This window comes from Pseudomonas sp. UBA6315 (assembly GCF_002438125.1).
Classification (GTDB): Bacteria; Pseudomonadota; Gammaproteobacteria; order Pseudomonadales; family Pseudomonadaceae; genus Aquipseudomonas; species Aquipseudomonas faucium.
Genome location: NZ_DJTF01000070.1, coordinates 1 through 16,964, shown reverse-complemented (window position 1 = coordinate 16,964; position 16,964 = coordinate 1). Strand labels below are relative to the sequence as shown.

Below are 16,964 nucleotides of genomic sequence, written 5' to 3'. Positions count from 1 at the left end.
GCCCGCTCCCACAAGTGCTCCACTGCTTTCAAGGTTGTGCAGTGTACCTGTGGGAGCGGGCTTGCCCCGCGAAGAGGCCGGTGCAGGCGATAAACAAACGGTCAGCCCTTCCACACCTGCGGGTTCACCAGGTCCCGCGGCCGCTCACCCAGCAGCGCCGCACGCAGGTTGTCCATCGCCCGGTTGGCCATGGCCTCGCGGGTTTCGGCCGTCGCCGAGCCGATGTGCGGCAAGGTCAGCGCATTGGGCAGCTGGAACAGCGGCGATTGGCTCAGCGGCTCCTTCTCGTACACATCCAGGCCCGCGCCGCGAAGGGTGCCGTTGCGCAGTGCCTCGACCAGCGCCGCCTCGTCGACCACCGGGCCGCGGGCAATGTTGATCAAAAAGGCGCTGGGCTTCATCAGTTTGAGCTCCCGCGCGCCGATCAGCTTGCGCGTGGCCTCCGACAGCGGCACCACGATGCAGACGAAATCGGCTTCGGCCAGCAGTTGCTCGAGGCTGCGGTACTGCGCGCCGAGTTCCTGCTCCAGCGCGGCCTTGCGGCTGTTGCCGGCATACAGCACCTGCATGTTGAAACCAAAACGGCCACGGCGGGCGATGGCTGCGCCGATGTTGCCCAGGCCGACGATACCCAGGGTCTTGCCATGCACATCGGTGCCGAAGTGCGCCGGGCCGACGGTGGCCTGCCACTGGCCGGCCTTGGTCCAGGCATCGAGTTCGGCGGTGCGCCGGGCGCAGCCCATGATCAGCGCGAAGCCAAGGTCTGCGGTGCTTTCGGTGAGCACGTCGGGTGTGTTGGTGAGGGCGATGCCGCGCTCGTTGAAGTAGTCCAGGTCGTAGTTGTCATAACCCACCGAGACGCTGGACACCACCTCCAGCCTGGCCGCGCCTTCGAGCTGCGCGCGGCCGAGCTTGCGGCCCACGCCGATCAGGCCGTGGGCCTCGGGCAGGGCTTCGTTGAACTGGGCATTGATGTCGCCGAGTTTCGGGTTCGGCAGGATCACGTTGAAGTCTTGCTGCAGGCGCTCGGCCATGGCCGGGGTGATACGGCTGAAGGCCAGGACGGTCTTTTTCATCGGGCAACTTCTCTGCAAGGCGGGGTGGAGGTCTGCGCCGGCCTCTTCGCGGGGCAAGCCCGCTCCCACAAGTGCTCCACCGGCATTGGGCTGGGAGCAGGTCCTGTGGGAGCGGGCTTGCCCCGCGAAGAGGGCGGCATTGATTAGCAAGCTACCATTGTCCGCCGGCACTGCGCAGCAGCTTTTTCAGTTGGCGATCAACAGCTCGTGGGTTTTCAGGTCGGCCTCATGGGCCGCGAGGATTTCCGGCAGCGAGTTGCGCAGGTACTCGACCCAGGTCTTGATCTTGGCATCCAGGTACTGGCGCGAGGGGTAGATGGCGTACAGGTTCAGCTCCTGCAGGCGGTAGTCGGGCATCACCCGCACCAGGCTGCCATCGCGCAGCCCGTCGATGGCCGAATAGATCGGCAGCACACCCATGCCCATGCCGCTGCGGATCGCGGTTTTCATCGCATCGGCCGAGTTGACCTGGAACGGCGAGCTGGTGATGTTGACCAGCTCCTGCCCCTCGGGGCCGTCGAACAGCCACTTCTCCAGCGGAATCACCGGGCTGACCATGCGCAGGCAGGCATGCTGGAGCAGGTCCATCGGCTTGTTGGCAAAGCCATGCCGGGCCACGTACTCAGGCGATGCGCAGACGATGCTGTAGGTGATGCCCAGGCGCTGCGAGACGAAGCCTGAGTCCGGCAGCTCGGTGGCCAGCACGATGGACACGTCGTAGCCCTCGTCGAGCAGGTCGGGCACGCGGTTGGCCATGGTCAGGTCGAAGGTGACGTCCGGGTGCGACTCGCGGTAGCGGGCGATGGCATCGACCACGAAGTGCTGGCCGACCCCGGTCATCGAGTGCACCTTCAGCTGCCCGGCAGGCCGGGCATGGGCGTCGCTGGCCTCGGCTTCGGCTTCTTCCACATAGGTAAGAATCTGTTCGCAGCGCATCAGGTAGCGCTTGCCTGCCTCGGTCAGCGCGATGCGCCGGGTGGTGCGGTTGAGCAGCCGGGTTTGCAGATGGGCTTCCAGGTTGGAGACCGCCCGCGACACGTTCGCGGTGGTGGTATCGAGTTGCGCCGCGGCGGCGGTGAAGCTGCCGAGCTGGGCTACGCAACTGAAAGCACGCATGTTTTGCAGGGTGTCCATGGGTCACTCTCAAGATAGAGGACAAAATTGTGTCACGAAGTTACTTCAAAAGAACGAAAAGTTGCCTTCGACCAAAGCCGGATTATCGCTGTTTCGGTAACAAAGATTCGCAGGAATCTGCGCTTATCGCCAGTGCAACGGCCCCCTAGAATTGCCGGGCCCTCCACCTCTTCCTCGGGAAATCGCAGCTGTGCCGCGTCGCATCATCAGAACGCTCCAAGCGTTCAGTGCCTGTGCCCTTAGCCTTACCTTGAGCGGCTGTATCGGAACCTGGGGCATCGCCCCGCACGACAAAGCGCTGCCAGCCAATACCTTGACCACCGACGCGGCCATCCGTGAAGCCGCGACCGACGCCCATTGGCCCGACCAGCAATGGTGGCACGCCTATGGCGACCCCCAGCTCGATCGCTGGCTCGCCCTGGCCGTTGCCGGCAGCCCGAGCCTGGCCATGGCCGCGGCGCGGGTGCGTGAGGCCAAGGCCATGGCCGGTGTGGTCGAATCGGCGGAAAAACTCCAGGTCAACGGCCAGGCGAGCCTCAAGCGCCACAACTGGCCAGAAGACCAGTTCTACGGCCCTGGCGCGCTGTCCGGTGCCAACACCTGGGACAACAACGCCGCCATCGGCTTCAGCTACGCCCTCGACCTCTGGGGCCGCGAGCGCAACGCCAGCGAGCAGGCCGTGGACCAGGCGCACATGAGCGTGGCCGAGGCCCGCCAGGCGCAGCTCGAACTGCAGAACAACGTGGTGCGTGCCTACATCCAGCTGAGCCTGCACTTTGCCCAGCGCGACATCGTCAAGGCCGAACTCGAGCAGCAGGAGCAGATCCTGGCCCTGGCCAAGCGCCGCCTCGAGGGCGGCATCGGTACCCATTTCGAGGTCAGCCAGGCCGAAGCGCCGCTGCCCGAAACCCACCGCCAGCTCGACAGCCTCGACGAAGAAATCGCCCTGACCCGCAACCAGCTCGCCGCGCTGGCGGGCAAGGGCCCGGGCGACGGCGCGCAGATCCAGCGCCCAACCCTGACCCTCGGCGCCCCGCTGAAGCTGCCTTCGGCGCTGCCGGCCGAGCTGGTCGGCCAGCGCCCCGACGTGGTCGCCAGCCGCTGGCAGGTGGCTGCGCAAGCGCGTGGCATCGATGTCGCCCACGCCGGGTTCTTCCCCAACGTCGACCTGGTCGGCAGCCTGGGCTTCATGGCCACCGGCGGCGGCCCGCTGGAGTTCCTCACCGGGCGCAAGTTCAACTACAACGTCGGCCCGGCCATCAGCCTGCCGATCTTCGATGGCGGCCGCCTGCGCTCGCAGCTGGGTGTGGCCTCGGCGGGCTACGACATGGCCGTGGCGCGCTACAACCAGACCGTGGTCGGTGCGCTGAAGAACATTTCCGACCAGCTGATCCGTCGCGAGTCGATGAAAGAGCAGTCGCACTTCGCCGCCGAGTCGGTGGCCGCTGCGCAAAAAACCTACGACATCGCCCTGGTCGCCTTCCAGCGCGGCCTGACCGACTACCTCAACGTGCTCAACGCGCAAACCCTGCTGTTCCGCCAGCAGCAGGTGCAGCAGCAGGTGCAGGCTGCGCGGCTGGTGGCCCACGCCGAACTGGTCACCGCCCTGGGCGGCGGCCTGCAGGCGGGCGAGGACGTGCCGGACCAGGACCGCCAGGACGCACCGAAAACCCCGGCCACCCTGGCCATCTTCGAGCGCAAGGCAGGCCACGCCGAATGAGCACATCAAGCCTGCCCCTGCGCTGGCTGCACAGCCTGGAGTGGCGCCGGGGCTTCTTTGCCTGGGCGCGCACCGACGGGGTGACCTGGGTCTACATCTTCAAGGTGCTGGCCGCCGCGTTCATCACCCTGTGGCTGGCCATGCGCCTGGAACTGCCGCAGCCGCGCACGGCGATGATCACCGTGTTCATCGTCATGCAGCCGCAGAGCGGGCATGTCTTCGCCAAGAGTTTCTACCGGGTGCTGGGCACCTTGGCCGGCTCGGCGATGATGGTGGCGCTGATCGCCATCTTCCCGCAGAACACCGAACTGTTCTTGCCCAGCCTGGCCGTGTGGGTGGGCCTGTGCTCGGCCGGCGCCATGCGCTACCGCACCTTCCGTGCCTACGGCTTCGTGCTGGCCGGCTACACCGCGGCGATGATCGGCCTGCCGGTGCTGCAGCACCCCGACCAGGCCTTCATGGCGGCCGTGTGGCGGGTGCTGGAGATTGCCCTGGGGATTCTGGTGTCGACCTTCGTAAGCGCCGCGATCCTTCCGCAATCGGCCAGTGCGGCCATGCGCAACGCCCTGTACCAGCGCTTTGGCGTGTTCGCCGGGGTGGTGGTCGAAGCCCTGCGCGGCGACAGCCAGCGCGACCGCTTCGAAACCAGCAACGTGCGCTTCGTCGCCGAGGCGGTGGGCCTTGAGAGCCTGCGCAATGTCACCGCCTTCGAAGACCCGCACATGCGCAGGCGCTCGGGCCGGCTGGTGCGCATGAACAGCGAGTTCATGGCCATCACCACGCGCTTCAACGCCCTGCACCGGCTGCTCGAGCGCCTGCGCGCCCGCGGCCCGCTGCAGATCGTCAGCGCTATCGAGCCGGGCCTCAATACCCTGGTCGAGCTGCTGCAGCCCTACGTGGGCCGGGCCCTGACCGACGCCGACGCGCTGCGCCTGACGCTGGAGCTGGCCGCCTACAAGGAGGGCCTGCAAGCCCAGGTGCGCGGCCTGCGCAACGAGTACCTGCAGACCAACCCCAGCGAGTCGGACCTGCTCGACTTCCACACCGCCTTCGAGCTGCTCTACCGCTTCGTCGACGAGATGTTCAGCTACGCCGAAACCCACGCCTCGCTGGCTGCGCACAAGCACGAGCGCGAGCAGTGGGACGAACCCTATGTCGCGCAGACCAGCTGGCTGGTGTCGCTGGCTGCCGGGGTGCGGGCGTCGGCGGTGCTGTTGCTGCTGGGCAGCTACTGGCTGCTCAGCGACTGGCCCAGCGGCGCCATGATGACCCTGATCGCCACCGTCACCGTGGGCCTTTCGGCGGCCTCGCCGAACCCCAAGCGCATGTCGTTCCAGATGGCCTGCGGCACGGCCATCGGCGCCTTCATCGGGTTCTTCGAAACCTTCTTCGTGTTCCCTTGGATCGACGGCTTCCCACTGCTGTGCATGGTCCTGGCACCGGTGTTCGTGCTTGGCGCGTTCCTGTCCTCACGGCCGGCCTACGCGGGTTACGGCATCGGCTTGCTGGTGTTCTTCGCGATCGGCTCGGTGCCCAACAACCTGACCGTGTACGACCCCTACACCTTCATCAACGACTACATCGGCATGGTCATCGGCATGTTCGTCTGCGCCGCGGCCGGGGCGATCATCCTGCCGCCCAACAGCCGCTGGCTGTGGTGCCGCCTGGAGCAGGAGCTGCGCGAGCAGGTGCTGTTCGCCATCAGCGGGCGCCTGCGCGGCCTGGGCTCGGCCTTCGAGAGCCGCACCCGCGACCTGCTGCACCAGGCCTATGGCCTGGCGGCCGGCAAGCCCAAGGTGCAGAGCGAGCTGATGGGCTGGATGTTCACGGTGCTGGAAGTCGGCCACGCCATCATCGAGCTGCGCAAGGAACAGGCCCGTGCCCCGGTGCACCCGGCCTATGCCGAGTCGCAGCCGTGGCGCCAGGCGATCCGGGTCATGGGCCGCGCCCTGGCGCGGCTGTTCCTGCAGCCCAGCGCCAGCAACCACGAACGCGCCCTGGTGGCGGTGGACCACGCCATCAGCCGCGTGCAGGCCACCGACGAGCCATTCGCCCGGCACTTCGACACCTCGGTGCTGCGCCGTGCGCAGAGCTACCTGCACTTCATCCGTTCTTCCCTGCTCGACCCACAGTCGCCGCTGGCACCGGCGAAAGGACTGCACGATGCTCCGTGAAATGCCCCGTGAAATCGCCTTCCATGGCGTGTACATGCCCACCATGACCTTGATGTTCCTGTTCGCCCTGGGCCTGGCCTGGGGCCTGGACCGGTTCATCGCCAGCCACGATGGCTACCGCTTCTTCTGGCACCCGGCGCTGTTGCGCCTGTCCCTGTTCGTCTGCCTGTTCGGCGCCCTGGCGCTGTCGCTCTACTGGTGAGAATCCTTCGATGAAAAAGTTTTTCAGCCTGATCGCCACCTTGCTGGTGCTGACCGCTGCCGTGGTGATCGGCCGCCAGTTGTGGCTGCACTACATGACCACGCCCTGGACCCGCGACGGCCGTGTGCGTGCCGACATCATCAACGTCGCCGCCGACGTGCCGGGCTATGTGGTGGACGTGCCGGTCAAGGACAACCAGCGGGTGAAGAAGGGTGACCTGCTGATCCAGATCGACCCCGAGCATTACCAGCTGGCGGTCGACCAGGCCAAGGCCATGGTCGCCTCGCGCAAGGCCACCTGGGAGATGCGCAAGGTCAACGCCAAGCGCCGCGCCGACATGGACAACCTGGTGATCTCCAAGGAAAACCGCGACGACGCCAGCAACATCGCCAACTCCGCCCTGGCCGATTACCAGCAGGCCCAGGCCGAGCTGGCGGCGGCCGAGCTCAACCTCAAGCGCACCCACATCGTCGCCACCGTCGATGGCTACGTGACCAACCTGAACATCCACAAGGGCGACTACGCGCGCACCGGCGAGGCGGTGATGGCGGTGGTCGACGAGAACTCGTTCTGGGTGTACGGCTTCTTCGAGGAAACCAAGCTGCCGCACGTGAAGGTCGGCGACACGGCCGAGCTGCAGATGATGAGCGGCGAGCGCATCAAGGGCCATGTGGAGAGCATCGCCCGCGGCATCTACGACCGCGACAACCCGCAGAGCCGCGAGCTGATCGCCGACGTCAACCCGACCTTCAACTGGGTGCGCCTGGCCCAGCGGGTGCCGGTGCGGATTCATATCGATGAAGTGCCGCAGGGGTATCTGCTGGCAGCGGGGACGACCTGCACGGTGGTGGTGAAGCCGAGCGAGGGGTGACCCTTTTCAGCGACCTCTTCGCGCTGCTGGCGAAGAGGCCCGCGGTGCACGATCAGTCACATCCAGCGCCAGCCTCCTGCAGCAATTGATCCCAATCGTCAGGAGGGTGGCCGTTGAGCAACATCTTCTGGAAGACCTTGTAAGCATCGTCACTGCTTTCATAGGCCCGCTTGCAGGTGTCGTCGTTCACCCAGGCCAGCACGATGATCCTGCTGGGGGTGTGGTAGCGAAAGAACAACCGGTACTGTTGAAAGAACTTGGCCCGGAACCAGTGCTTGTGGTCTGCGCCCAGTGTTGCACCTTGGCGGTACTCCGCTTTGGTCGGGTCTTGTGGAATGATGTCAAAGGCCAGTCGGCTGATGGCTGCCAGTCGTTTGTACGCGTTCTTTTTCGTGTACCCGGCAGGGTCTTTCTGGCGCTGAGCCTCGACTTGCCTCTGGAGCGCGTCCAGGTTGGCTAGAAACAGCGGGTGGGCAAATACCGTCCATCCATGAATCGTTGAAGGCTTCCTCGCATCACTCATTCATCGTCCGCCGACAGAGGTTGATCCAGATCGATTTCAGCGTCGCCCACGAGGCTATCGAGGCGAGCGATGAGTTGCGCATCGACAACCTGCAGACGTTGCGGATTGGTAGCGATGTCGTGGGCCAGAAAGTTCAGGAACTGGCCCAGCACCGGATCGTCTTCGGTTGCTTCAGCGCGGGTGAGTATCACCCCCCCGTCGGGTTGGATCGAGTAATGGATCTTGTCGCGTTTTTTCAAGCCCAGGGCGCGACGCACCGTCTCGGGAACGGTTGTCTGGTAGCGATCGGTCAATGTGGATTCAACGTCGAAGGTAGCAGCCATGGCCAGGTTCCTTTGCATTGCAGCGGTGGTTGCAAAGGTAATGCGATTGCATTGCCTGGTCAATGTGAGGCCCGGCCTAGCGGATGAATGGCCTATGCCACGCCCACCAGCACCGGCACCTGAACCCGATCGATCACTTTCGCGCTGATCGATGGGTCCAGCAACCGCCCCAGCCGCGACAGATGCCGGTGGCCCATGATGATCAGCTCGCAGTCCAGTTCCTGTGCCTTGCTGACGATCACCTCGACCGGCTGCCCGGCGACCATGCAGCCCTGGCTGGCGAACCCGGCCTGCTGCAGCGCGGCGACCGCCTCGGCCACGGCGCGTTCGCCCAGGTGCTGTTCTTCACAGGCAGCGGGGTATTCCTCCAGCTCCTCGGGGGTGTAGGGCGCGGGTTTGTCGTGCACGGCGAAGGTCGAATCGATGGCCAGCAGCACGTGCAGTTCGTGCTCGCTTGGGCGGCAGTAGCGGCGGGCGAGGGCGAGCAGGGCAGTGGAAGCGGGGGAGGCGTCGATGGCGATCAGGACGGGGGTGGGCATGTGGGGGCCTTCTTGAAGCAGGTTGAATGGTTGCCTGTACCGGCCCTATCGCCGGCAAGCCGGCTCCCACAGGTGATCGTGGTGCACCTGTGGGAGCCGGCTTGCCGGCGATAGGGCCGGTACAGCCACTGCAAGACTTATGGCGGATTCACTGGCTAAGATAAATGCCCCACCACGCACGGGCGCATTGCGTCTGGCGCAATCCACCAAGCTGTTAACATCACCTTCCCACACCCGCCACGGAAAACGGCCATGCAACTCCCGGACATGAACCTGCTCGTCGCCCTCGATGCCCTGCTCGACGAAGGCAGCGTGGTGGGCGCTGCGCAGCGCATGAACCTGAGCCCGGCGGCCATGAGCCGGACCCTGGGGCGTATCCGCGATGCCCTGGGCGACCCGATCCTGGTGCGCGCCGGCCGCGGCCTGGTGCCGACACCGCGGGCACTGGCCCTGCGCGAGCAGGTGGCGGCGCTGGTGGAGCAGGCCGGCGAGGTGTTTCGCAGCGCCGATGAGGTCGACCTGCCCAGGCTCGAGCGTGCCTTCAACATCCGCACCAACGACCTGTTCATTGCCTTGTATGGCGCCCAGCTGCTGCGCCGCATGCACGAGCAGGCGCCGCGCACGGTGTTGCGCTTCGTGCCCGAGAGCCCCGGCGGTGATGACGACAGCGTGCTGCGCGATGGGCGCACCGACCTGATCATCAGCTCGACCGTCGACCTGGGCCCGGAAATCAAGGTGCAGAGCCTGTTCCAGACGTACTACGTGGGCCTGGCGCGGCGCGACCACCCGATCTTCGAACAACCGATCACGCCCCACAGCTTTGCCAGTTATCCACAGATCAGCGTCTCCCGGCGCGGGCGCGCGAATGGGCCGATCGATGTGGAACTGGCCAACTTCAAGGCCCCGCGGCGGGTGGCACTGATTACCCCAAGTTTTCACTCGGCACTGTTCTCGCTGCCGGATTCGGACCTGATCCTGCCGATGCCGGCGAACATCCTCAACAGCGTGCACAAGCTCGGGCTACCGCTGCGCTCGTTCGAGATCCCGGTGCCGCTGGAGCGGGTCACGGTGCTGCAGGCGTGGCACCCGCGGTTTCACAACGACCCGGCGCATCGCTGGCTGCGCCAGACCTTGAAGGCCTGTTGCAGCGTCGATCCTTGATCGGCTGTAGGGCCCTATCGCCGGCAAGCCGGCTCCCACAAAAAAAAAGCAGGCCGCTGCCAATCCTGGGGCTGGCGCTGCCCCCTTGTGGGAGCCGGCTTGCCGGCGATAGGGCCCTCACTGACAAACCCGGATTGCGTCCAGCGCAACTTAAAACTACCGATAAGTCAGTTTTCGTCAGCATTCGACCTTCATAGACTTGCCCCAGTCGCAAATTTGTTGCTGGAGTTGTCTGTCCATGAGTTCCATGACCACCCCCTCTGCCACGCTCGCCGCCGCCCCCGCGCCGGCCGCGCCCGTGCAGGCGGCGTTCGGCCTGCGGGTGGTGGTCGGGCTGTTCGGGGTGCTGCTGGCGGTGCTCTGCGCCGGCCTCAACGAGTCGGTGACCAAGATCTCCCTGGCCGACATCCGCGGCGCCATGGGCATCGGCGCCGACGAAGGCGCCTGGCTGCTGGCGGTATACAGCGCCGCCTCGGTCTCGGCCATGGCCTTCGCCCCCTGGCTGGCCACCACCTTCTCCCTGCGCCGCTTCACCCTCAGTGCGGTCGGCCTGTTCGCCGTGCTCGGCCTGCTGCAGCCGTTCGCGCCCAACCTGCACAGCCTGATGCTGCTGCGCGTGCTCCAGGGCTTCGCCTCGGGCGCCTTGCCGCCCATGCTGATGAGCGTGGCGCTGCGCTTCCTGCCACCGGGCATCAAGGTCTATGGCCTGGCCTGCTACGCCCTGACCGCCACCTTCGGCCCCAACCTGGGCACGCCACTGGCCGGGCTGTGGACCGAATACGTCGGCTGGCAGTGGGCGTTCTGGCAGATCATCCTGCCCTCGGCGCTGGCCATGTTCTGCGTCGGCTGGGGCCTGCCACAAGACCCGCTGCGCCTGGAGCGCTTCGCGCAGTTCGACTGGCGCGGCGTGCTGCTCGGCCTGCCGGCCATCAGCTGCATCGTCCTGGGCCTGTCGCTGGGTGACCGCTGGGGCTGGTTCGATTCGCCGCTGATCTGCTGGCTGCTGGGCGGCGGTGCGCTGTTGCTGGTGCTGTTCATGTACAACGAATGGTCCGAGCCGCTGCCGTTCTTCCAGCTGCGCATGCTGCAGCGGCGCAACCTGAGCTTCGCCCTGGTGACCCTGGCCGGCGTGCTGGTCGTGCTGTCTGGTGTGGGCAGCATTCCATCGGCCTACCTGGCGCAGATCCAGGGCTATCGCCCGGCGCAGACCAGCCCGCTGATGATGCTGGTGGCCATGCCGCAGCTCATTGCCCTGCCGCTGACGGCGGCGTTGTGCAACATCCGCGCGGTGGACTGCCGCTGGGTGCTGGCCGCGGGGCTGGCGATGCTGGCGGTGTCGTGCGTGGGCAGCAGCCTGCTCACCTCGCAATGGATTCGCGGCGACTTCTACCCGTTCTACCTGCTGCAGGTGTTCGGCCAGCCGATGGCCGTGCTGCCGCTGCTGATGCTCTCCACCAATGGCATGACCCCGCAGGAAGGCCCGTTCGCCTCCAGCTGGTTCAACACCGTCAAGGGCCTGGCCGCGGTGATCGCCGGCGGCCTGCTGGATGCCCTGGGCACCCTGCGCCGGCATTTTCATTCCAACCACCTGGTGGACAGCCTGGGCAACGCCCCGCTGATCGACGATAACGCCGCGGGCCTGGCCAAGCGTATCCACGACCAGGCGCTGGTGCTGACCTCGGCCGACCTGTACCTGGTCATGGCCTGCGTCGCCGTGGCGCTGATCTGCCTGATTCCTTTCGTGCCTACCCGGGTCTACCCGCCGCGTGCGGTGGCCTGACCCCTGGATGAATTCGAGACCGCTGAAAATGACCCACAAGCGCAAGACAATCGTGATCGCCTCGGTGCTCGCCGTGGCCGTGCTGGCCGGCATCGTCGGCCCCTGGATAGTCGGCAGCGACCAGCGGCAGAGCACCAACGATGCCTATGTGATCGCCGACTACACCGTGGTGGCGCCGAAGGTCGCCGGCTTCATCAAGGAGGTGCTGGTCGAGGACAACCAGCAGGTCCAGGCGGGCCAGCTGCTGGCAACCATCGATGCGCGTGATTACCAGGCCGCACTGGACGCCGCCCAGGCCCAGTTGCTGGTGGCCAAGGCGCAAAGCGCCGATGCCCGCGCCACCCTGGAGCGCCAGGCGTCGCTGATCGCCCAGGCCGAGGCGGCGGTGAAGGCGGCCCAGGCCGAAGCGGCCTTCGCCGACCATGAAGTCAACCGCTACAGCCGCCTGGCCGAGCAGGGCGCCGGCACCGTGCAGAACGCCCAGCAGGCGCGCAGCCGGGTCGACCAGGCCCGTGCGCGGCTGGCCAACACCCAGGCGGCGCTGGTGGCCACGCGCAAGCAAGTGGACATCCTCAGCGCCCAGGTGGCCAGTGCCGACGGCCAGTTCAAGCGGGCCGAAGCCGGCCTGGAAAAAGCCCGGCTGGACCTCTCCTACACACGCATCACCGCGCCGGTCGATGGCATGGTCGGCGAGCGCGCCCTGCGCGTGGGCGCCTTCGTCAACCCGGGCGCGCGCCTGCTGTCGGTGGTGCCGCTGCAACAGGCCTACGTGGTCGGCAACTTCCAGGAAACCCAGCTCACCCACGTGCAGCCGGGCCAGCCGGTGAACATCAGCGTCGACACCTTCTCCGGGGAAACCCTCAAGGGCCATGTCGAGAGCATCGCCCCGGCCACCGGCGTGACCTTCGCGGCGGTCAAGCCGGACAACGCCACCGGCAACTTCACCAAGGTGGTGCAGCGCATTCCGGTGAAGATCGTCTTCGATGACGGCCAGCCGCTGCTCGCCCGCCTGCGCGTGGGCATGTCGGTGGAAGCGACCATCGATACCCGCGGCGACACCCTGGCCGGCAAAGAGGTGAGCGCCCGATGAAACCTGCCGCACGCTTGAGCCCGCTGCTGCTGGCCGTGCTGCTGGCCGGCTGCACCCTGGGCCCCGACTTCCAGCGCCCGGACAGCCAGGCGCCGCAGCAATGGGCGCCGCTGCAAGGCGAGGCTGCCGCGAGCCAGCCGCAGGCCGAGCCGCTGCAGCTGCGCTGGTGGGAGACCTTTCACGATGCGCAGCTGAGTGCGCTGATCCAGCGCGTCGCCGAACGCAACCTCGACCTGCAGATGGCCAGTGCCCGCCTGCTGCAGAGCCGCGCCCTGCGCAGCACGGTCGCGGTCGATGAAACGCCGTCGGTCGATGCCAGCGCCGGTTACAGCCGCGCGCGCAACAGCGCCGAAGGCTTGAGCGACCCTTCCGGGCACTCGGGCAAGTCGGCCTTCAACCTGTGGCAGGGCGACCTGGTCGCAGGCTGGGAGCTGGACCTGTGGGGCCGCGTGCGGCGCCAGGTGGAAGCCGCCGACGCCAGCGTCGAAGTGGCCGAGAACGACCGCCGTGGCGTGTTGCTGGCGCTGCTTTCGGAAACGGCCGGCAACTACATCCAGCTGCGTGCCGTACAGCACACCCTGGAGGTGAACCGCAACAACTTGGAGGTTGCCCGGCACAGCCTGAAACTGTCCGAAAACCGCCAGGCCGAAGGCGTCGCCACGCGCCTCGACGTGGCCCAGGCCAGCGCCCAGGTGGCGTCCATCGAGGCGCGCCTGCCGAGCCTGGAAGCCCGGCGTGATGACCTGATCAACGCCCTCAGCCTGCTGGCCGCCGAACCGCCGCGCAGCCTGCAGGCCGAGTTGCTCGAAGACGCGCAACTGCCCGCGCCGCAGCAGACATTCGCCATCGGCCTGCCGTCCGAGCTGGCCCAGCGCCGCCCCGACATCCGCCAGGCCGAAGCCCGCCTGCATGCCGCCACGGCGAGCATTGGCGTGGCCAAGGCAGACTTCTACCCGAGCATCCGTCTGTCGGGCAGTGTCGGCTTTCAGGCCCTGCAGCTTGCCGATTTCGGCGCCTGGGATTCGCGCCGCTTTGCCTTCGGCCCGCAGCTGTCGCTGCCGATCTTCGAGGGTGGGCGGCTGGCCGGCACCCTGCAATTGCGCGAGGCGCAGCAGCAGGAGGCGGCGCTGAACTACCGCAAGGTGGTGCTTGGCGCCTGGCACGAAATCGACGATGTGCTACGCCTGTACAACGCCAGCCAGTTGCGTCGCGACCACCTGGCCGAAGCGGTGCGGCAGAACCGTATCGCGCTGGAAACGGCCCAGCGTCAGTACGTCGAGGGGGCGGTGGACTTTCTCAACGTGCTGACCGTGCAAGGGGCGTTGCTGGCCAGCGAAGAGCAGTGGATCGACAGTTCGGCCGCGGTGTCGCAGGCGCTGGTGGGGCTGTACAAGGCCCTGGGCGGTGGCTGGCAGGCATTCGACGAGCAGCCGGGTAATTCTCACAGCTAGAGAGGGTGCACAGATGCATATTTCCTTGAACGGCAAGCGCGCCATCGTCAGCGGCTCGACCGCTGGCATCGGCCTGGCCATCGCCACGGGGCTGGCCGAAGCTGGCGCCGAAGTGGTGCTCAATGGCCGCACCCAGGCGCGTGTCGATGAAGCCCTGAACGCGGTGCGAGAGCGCTTGCCGCAGGCGCGCATCATCGGCATCGCTGCCGACCTGAGTACCGCAGCGGGCGCGCAGGCGCTGTTCGACCAGGTGCCGCACACCGACATCCTGGTCAATAACCTGGGCATCTTCGAGCCCAAGCCCTTCTTCGAGATCGACGATGCTGACTGGCTGCGCTTCTTCGACGTCAACGTCCTCAGCGCCGTGCGCCTGTCGCGCCACTACGCCCAGGGCATGGCCGAGCGCAAATGGGGGCGGGTGATCTTCCTGTCCAGCGAGTCGGCGCTGCAGATCCCCACCGAGATGGTCCATTACGGCATGACCAAGACGGCGCTGCTGGCGGTGTCGCGGGGGTTGGCCGAGACCTTGGCCGGTAGCGGGGTGACGGTGAACTCGGTGTTGCCGGGGCCGACTCGCTCGGAAGGGGTGAGCGATTTCTTTGCCAAGCTGGCGCAGGAGCAGGGGGTGTCCACGGATGAGCTGGAAGCCAACTTCGTTGCCGAGCACCGGCCCAGTTCGCTGATCCAGCGCCTGGCGACAGTGGAGGAGGTGGCCAGCATGGTGGTGTACCTGGCGTCGATGCAGGCCAGTGCGACCACCGGGGCGGCGTTGCGCGTGGATGGTGGGGTGCTGCGGTCGATTGCCTGATTCGTGGGTTGCCTGTGCCGGCCCCATCGCCGGCAAGCCGGCTCCCACAGGTCATGTGCTGTAGTTGAACCTGGACTGCCCCCAAGGGTTGGATGGGTGTCCAACTTCTTGGGGGCAGTCCAAACCTGTGGGAGCGGGCTTGCCCCGCGAAGAGGCCGGCACAGGCAACTGCAAACTCAAAGCGGCCGCAAAAGCCCGAAGCGCTTGCGCAACGCCCAATCCAGCAACCGCCGCGGCAGCAGCCGGGCCATCAACGGCAACGCGGTACTGCCGTTGCCCAGCCGCACCACCGCCGGCACCGGCGACTTGCCCAGCGCGGCCAGCACCCCCTGGGCAAACACCGCCGCAGGCGTCGGCTTGTCCTGCGAAGCTCGCGCCCGTGCCTGCACCTGCTCACGCAACGGCCACCACGGCGAATCCGCCGCCAGCACCTGCTCGGCCTGGCGCTGGGCGTTACTGGCGAACTGCGAGGCAATCGCCCCCGGCTGCACTTCCATCACCCGCACCCCGAACGGCGCGAGCTCCAGGCGCAGGGCATCGCTCAAGGCATGCACGGCGGCCTTGGAGGCGCAGTAGGCGCCGGCAAACGGCGTGACCAGCACCCCGGACACACTGCCGATGTTCACCACCAGGCCGCGTGAGCGGCGCAGCAATGGGAACAGTGCGCGGGTAACGCCGACCACGGCGAAGACGTTGGTCTCGAACTGCTGGCGCATGGCGTCGACCCCGCCATCGAGCAGCGGCCCCATGGCGCCGTAGCCGGCGTTGTTGATCAGGATGTCGAGGGTTTCGAGCTCCGCGGCCAGGCGCGCCAGGGCGTCGTTGTCGTTCACGTCCAGTTGCCGGGCGGTGAAGCCTGCGGCGCTCAGCTGCGCGACATCCTCGAGTTTGCGGGCGGTGGCCCAGACGGTGTGGCCGGCATCGCGCAAAGCGTCGGCCAGGGCGCGGCCGATGCCGCTGGAACAACCGGTGATCAGGACGGTGGGCATGAGAGAGGCCTGTTAGCTGGGGCTATGGGTGTGCCTGTGCCGGCCCTTTCGCGGGCAAGCCCGCTCCCACACACTACCTTTGGTAGTGCATGACGTCTGTGGGAGCGGGCTTGCCCCGCGAAAGGGCCGGCACAGGCAATGCATCAATTGGCAAAGCTGCCTTGCAGGTGCTCGGCACGAAATTCCAGGGTCTGTGGCCGGTAGCCCGCACGCAGCGGCGGCAACGGCAGGCAGTCTTGCCACTCGGTCCCCGGCTGCAGGTCGCCCGGCCCGCGATAACGCGGTGCGGCGTAGGTGTTCTCGGCCAGGTTCACGGTATCGCCCGGGGCATACGCCGCCACGCGCCAGCGCAGTTCGGTGAGCGGGGCCTTGTTGCCGTTTTTCATGTGCACCTGCAACGCGCGGTCGGCAGGGCAGTGTTCAGGGGCGTAGGTCAGGCGCAGGTCCAGCCGCGCCAGTTGCGAGGCTTCGCGCTGGTCTTGCCAGACCACCCACAGGGCGACCAGGCCGAGGCCGAGTACGGCCGCCAGCGAGATCGGCAGGGCCTTGGCCGGGTAGCGCAACAGCAGCACCAGCCAGGTGAGGATGAGGAAGGCACCGATGATCATGATGCGGGCAGACCTTGTTTGCGCAGGTCCGACCATCGTAGCGCCAAATCACGGTGGCCTCAAAGAAGGGGCCGCAATGCGGCCCCAGGGTGTTGCCTACTGCGCGATGGTCTTCACCGAAACGCCACGTTCCACCGGCGTCGAGGTGCGCCCGTAGACGTCCTCGAAGCGCTCGATGTCATCCTCGCCCAGGTAGCTGCCGGACTGCACTTCGATGATCTCCAGCGGGATCTTGCCCGGGTTGCGCAGGCGGTGGATCGAGGCAATCGGAATGTAGGTCGACTGGTTCTCGGTGAGCAGGAACACGTTCTCGTCGCAGGTGACCTCAGCCGTGCCCGATACCACGATCCAGTGCTCGGCACGGTGGTGGTGCATCTGCAGCGACAGGCTCGCGCCCGGCTTGACGGTGATGTGCTTGACCTGGAAGCGCCCGCCCATGTCCACCGAATCGTAAGAGCCCCACGGGCGGTACACCTCCAGGTGGTTCTGGGTCTCGCTGCGGCCCTGCTCGTCGA

General features: G+C 66.7%; 17 protein-coding genes. 9 read left to right on the top strand and 8 right to left on the bottom strand.

Annotated features, from left to right (window positions below; all coding sequences use genetic code 11):
- Nucleotides 1–101: 101 nt before the first annotated feature.
- Complete coding sequence (locus B3E94_RS08680; RefSeq protein ID WP_176517719.1) at nt 102–1,076, bottom strand: 2-hydroxyacid dehydrogenase; 975 nt, start codon at nt 1,074–1,076, stop codon at nt 102–104.
- Between the two features lie 186 nt (nt 1,077–1,262).
- On the bottom strand, nt 1,263–2,210 hold the full coding sequence (locus B3E94_RS08675) for a LysR family transcriptional regulator (RefSeq protein ID WP_286913101.1): 948 nt from the start codon (nt 2,208–2,210) through the stop codon (nt 1,263–1,265).
- Between the two features lie 190 nt (nt 2,211–2,400).
- Here B3E94_RS08675 and B3E94_RS08670 point away from each other — a divergent pair, with 190 nt between their 5' ends.
- From B3E94_RS08670 to B3E94_RS08655, 4 genes are read left to right on the top strand one after another with little or no spacing between them, the layout of a single operon-like run.
- A complete protein-coding gene (locus tag B3E94_RS08670) occupies nt 2,401–3,930 on the top strand; it encodes an efflux transporter outer membrane subunit (protein ID WP_286913100.1) in 1,530 nt (509 codons plus the stop codon).
- Complete coding sequence (locus B3E94_RS08665) at nt 3,927–6,104, top strand: FUSC family protein (RefSeq protein ID WP_236235286.1); 2,178 nt, start codon at nt 3,927–3,929, stop codon at nt 6,102–6,104. The genes B3E94_RS08670 and B3E94_RS08665 overlap by 4 nt, the downstream gene beginning before the upstream one ends.
- A 1-nt stretch (nt 6,105) precedes the next feature.
- A complete protein-coding gene (locus tag B3E94_RS08660) occupies nt 6,106–6,306 on the top strand; it encodes a DUF1656 domain-containing protein (protein ID WP_008097766.1) in 201 nt (66 codons plus the stop codon).
- A 10-nt stretch (nt 6,307–6,316) separates the two neighbouring features.
- On the top strand, nt 6,317–7,177 hold the full coding sequence (locus B3E94_RS08655) for an HlyD family secretion protein (protein WP_176517723.1): 861 nt from the start codon (nt 6,317–6,319) through the stop codon (nt 7,175–7,177).
- Between the two features lie 52 nt (nt 7,178–7,229).
- On the opposite strand, the gene B3E94_RS08650 is transcribed toward B3E94_RS08655, so the two are convergent.
- The 3 genes from B3E94_RS08650 to B3E94_RS08640 form a co-directional block, all read right to left on the bottom strand.
- Complete coding sequence (locus tag B3E94_RS08650; RefSeq protein ID WP_286913098.1) at nt 7,230–7,700, bottom strand: type II toxin-antitoxin system YhaV family toxin; 471 nt, start codon at nt 7,698–7,700, stop codon at nt 7,230–7,232.
- The gene (locus tag B3E94_RS08645; RefSeq protein ID WP_236193930.1) at nt 7,697–8,023 is read right to left on the bottom strand and encodes a type II toxin-antitoxin system PrlF family antitoxin; all 327 of its coding nucleotides are present in this window, start codon (nt 8,021–8,023) and stop codon (nt 7,697–7,699) included. Before B3E94_RS08645 ends, B3E94_RS08650 begins: the two co-directional genes overlap by 4 nt.
- 92 nt (nt 8,024–8,115) lie before the next feature.
- Nucleotides 8,116–8,562, bottom strand: coding sequence for a universal stress protein (locus B3E94_RS08640; RefSeq protein ID WP_286913097.1), 447 nt, complete (start codon nt 8,560–8,562; stop codon nt 8,116–8,118).
- 252 nt (nt 8,563–8,814) lie between these two features.
- Between B3E94_RS08640 and B3E94_RS08635 the strand changes: the two genes are divergently transcribed.
- From B3E94_RS08635 to B3E94_RS08615, 5 genes are all read left to right on the top strand, one after another.
- Entirely contained in the window at nt 8,815–9,723 is a 909-nt protein-coding gene (locus tag B3E94_RS08635; protein ID WP_176512289.1) for a LysR family transcriptional regulator, read from the top strand.
- A 238-nt stretch (nt 9,724–9,961) separates the two neighbouring features.
- The gene (locus B3E94_RS08630; RefSeq protein WP_286913096.1) at nt 9,962–11,503 is read left to right on the top strand and encodes an MFS transporter; all 1,542 of its coding nucleotides are present in this window, start codon (nt 9,962–9,964) and stop codon (nt 11,501–11,503) included.
- Nucleotides 11,504–11,531: 28 nt separating this feature from the next.
- Nucleotides 11,532–12,593 carry an HlyD family secretion protein gene (locus tag B3E94_RS08625; RefSeq protein ID WP_286913143.1) on the top strand — a complete coding sequence of 354 codons (1,062 nt, stop codon included), beginning with the start codon at nt 11,532–11,534 and terminating at the stop codon, nt 12,591–12,593.
- A complete protein-coding gene (locus B3E94_RS08620) occupies nt 12,590–14,044 on the top strand; it encodes an efflux transporter outer membrane subunit (RefSeq protein ID WP_286913094.1) in 1,455 nt (484 codons plus the stop codon). Before B3E94_RS08625 ends, B3E94_RS08620 begins: the two co-directional genes overlap by 4 nt.
- A 13-nt stretch (nt 14,045–14,057) precedes the next feature.
- On the top strand, nt 14,058–14,852 hold the full coding sequence (locus B3E94_RS08615; RefSeq protein WP_286913093.1) for an SDR family NAD(P)-dependent oxidoreductase: 795 nt from the start codon (nt 14,058–14,060) through the stop codon (nt 14,850–14,852).
- A gap of 176 nt (nt 14,853–15,028) precedes the next feature.
- Here the strand turns inward: B3E94_RS08615 and B3E94_RS08610 are convergent, their stop codons facing one another.
- The 3 genes from B3E94_RS08610 to B3E94_RS08600 all read right to left on the bottom strand — a co-directional run.
- Complete coding sequence (locus tag B3E94_RS08610) at nt 15,029–15,841, bottom strand: SDR family oxidoreductase (protein ID WP_286913092.1); 813 nt, start codon at nt 15,839–15,841, stop codon at nt 15,029–15,031.
- 143 nt (nt 15,842–15,984) lie between these two features.
- Nucleotides 15,985–16,449 carry a multidrug transporter gene (locus B3E94_RS08605; RefSeq protein ID WP_176512294.1) on the bottom strand — a complete coding sequence of 155 codons (465 nt, stop codon included), beginning with the start codon at nt 16,447–16,449 and terminating at the stop codon, nt 15,985–15,987.
- Between the two features lie 96 nt (nt 16,450–16,545).
- Nucleotides 16,546–16,964 (bottom strand): cupin domain-containing protein (locus tag B3E94_RS08600; RefSeq protein WP_286913090.1); only part of this gene is annotated, 419 nt, incomplete at its 5' end.

Excerpts from the sequence above, each read along its gene's own strand:
- B3E94_RS08680 (WP_176517719.1), bottom strand. The coding sequence starts at position 1,076 with ATGAAAAAGACCGTCCTGGCCTTCAGCCGTATCACCCCGGCCATGGCC.
- B3E94_RS08675 (WP_286913101.1), bottom strand. The coding sequence starts at position 2,210 with ATGGACACCCTGCAAAACATGCGTGCTTTCAGTTGCGTAGCCCAGCTC.
- B3E94_RS08665 (WP_236235286.1), top strand. The coding sequence starts at position 3,927 with ATGAGCACATCAAGCCTGCCCCTGCGCTGGCTGCACAGCCTGGAGTGG.
- B3E94_RS08660 (WP_008097766.1), top strand. The coding sequence starts at position 6,106 with ATGCCCCGTGAAATCGCCTTCCATGGCGTGTACATGCCCACCATGACC.
- B3E94_RS08655 (WP_176517723.1), top strand. The coding sequence starts at position 6,317 with ATGAAAAAGTTTTTCAGCCTGATCGCCACCTTGCTGGTGCTGACCGCT.
- B3E94_RS08650 (WP_286913098.1), bottom strand. The coding sequence starts at position 7,700 with ATGAGTGATGCGAGGAAGCCTTCAACGATTCATGGATGGACGGTATTT.
- B3E94_RS08645 (WP_236193930.1), bottom strand. The coding sequence starts at position 8,023 with ATGGCTGCTACCTTCGACGTTGAATCCACATTGACCGATCGCTACCAG.
- B3E94_RS08640 (WP_286913097.1), bottom strand. The coding sequence starts at position 8,562 with ATGCCCACCCCCGTCCTGATCGCCATCGACGCCTCCCCCGCTTCCACT.
- B3E94_RS08635 (WP_176512289.1), top strand. The coding sequence starts at position 8,815 with ATGCAACTCCCGGACATGAACCTGCTCGTCGCCCTCGATGCCCTGCTC.
- B3E94_RS08630 (WP_286913096.1), top strand. The coding sequence starts at position 9,962 with ATGAGTTCCATGACCACCCCCTCTGCCACGCTCGCCGCCGCCCCCGCG.
- B3E94_RS08625 (WP_286913143.1), top strand. The coding sequence starts at position 11,532 with ATGACCCACAAGCGCAAGACAATCGTGATCGCCTCGGTGCTCGCCGTG.
- B3E94_RS08620 (WP_286913094.1), top strand. The coding sequence starts at position 12,590 with ATGAAACCTGCCGCACGCTTGAGCCCGCTGCTGCTGGCCGTGCTGCTG.
- B3E94_RS08615 (WP_286913093.1), top strand. The coding sequence starts at position 14,058 with ATGCATATTTCCTTGAACGGCAAGCGCGCCATCGTCAGCGGCTCGACC.
- B3E94_RS08610 (WP_286913092.1), bottom strand. The coding sequence starts at position 15,841 with ATGCCCACCGTCCTGATCACCGGTTGTTCCAGCGGCATCGGCCGCGCC.
- B3E94_RS08605 (WP_176512294.1), bottom strand. The coding sequence starts at position 16,449 with ATGATCATCGGTGCCTTCCTCATCCTCACCTGGCTGGTGCTGCTGTTG.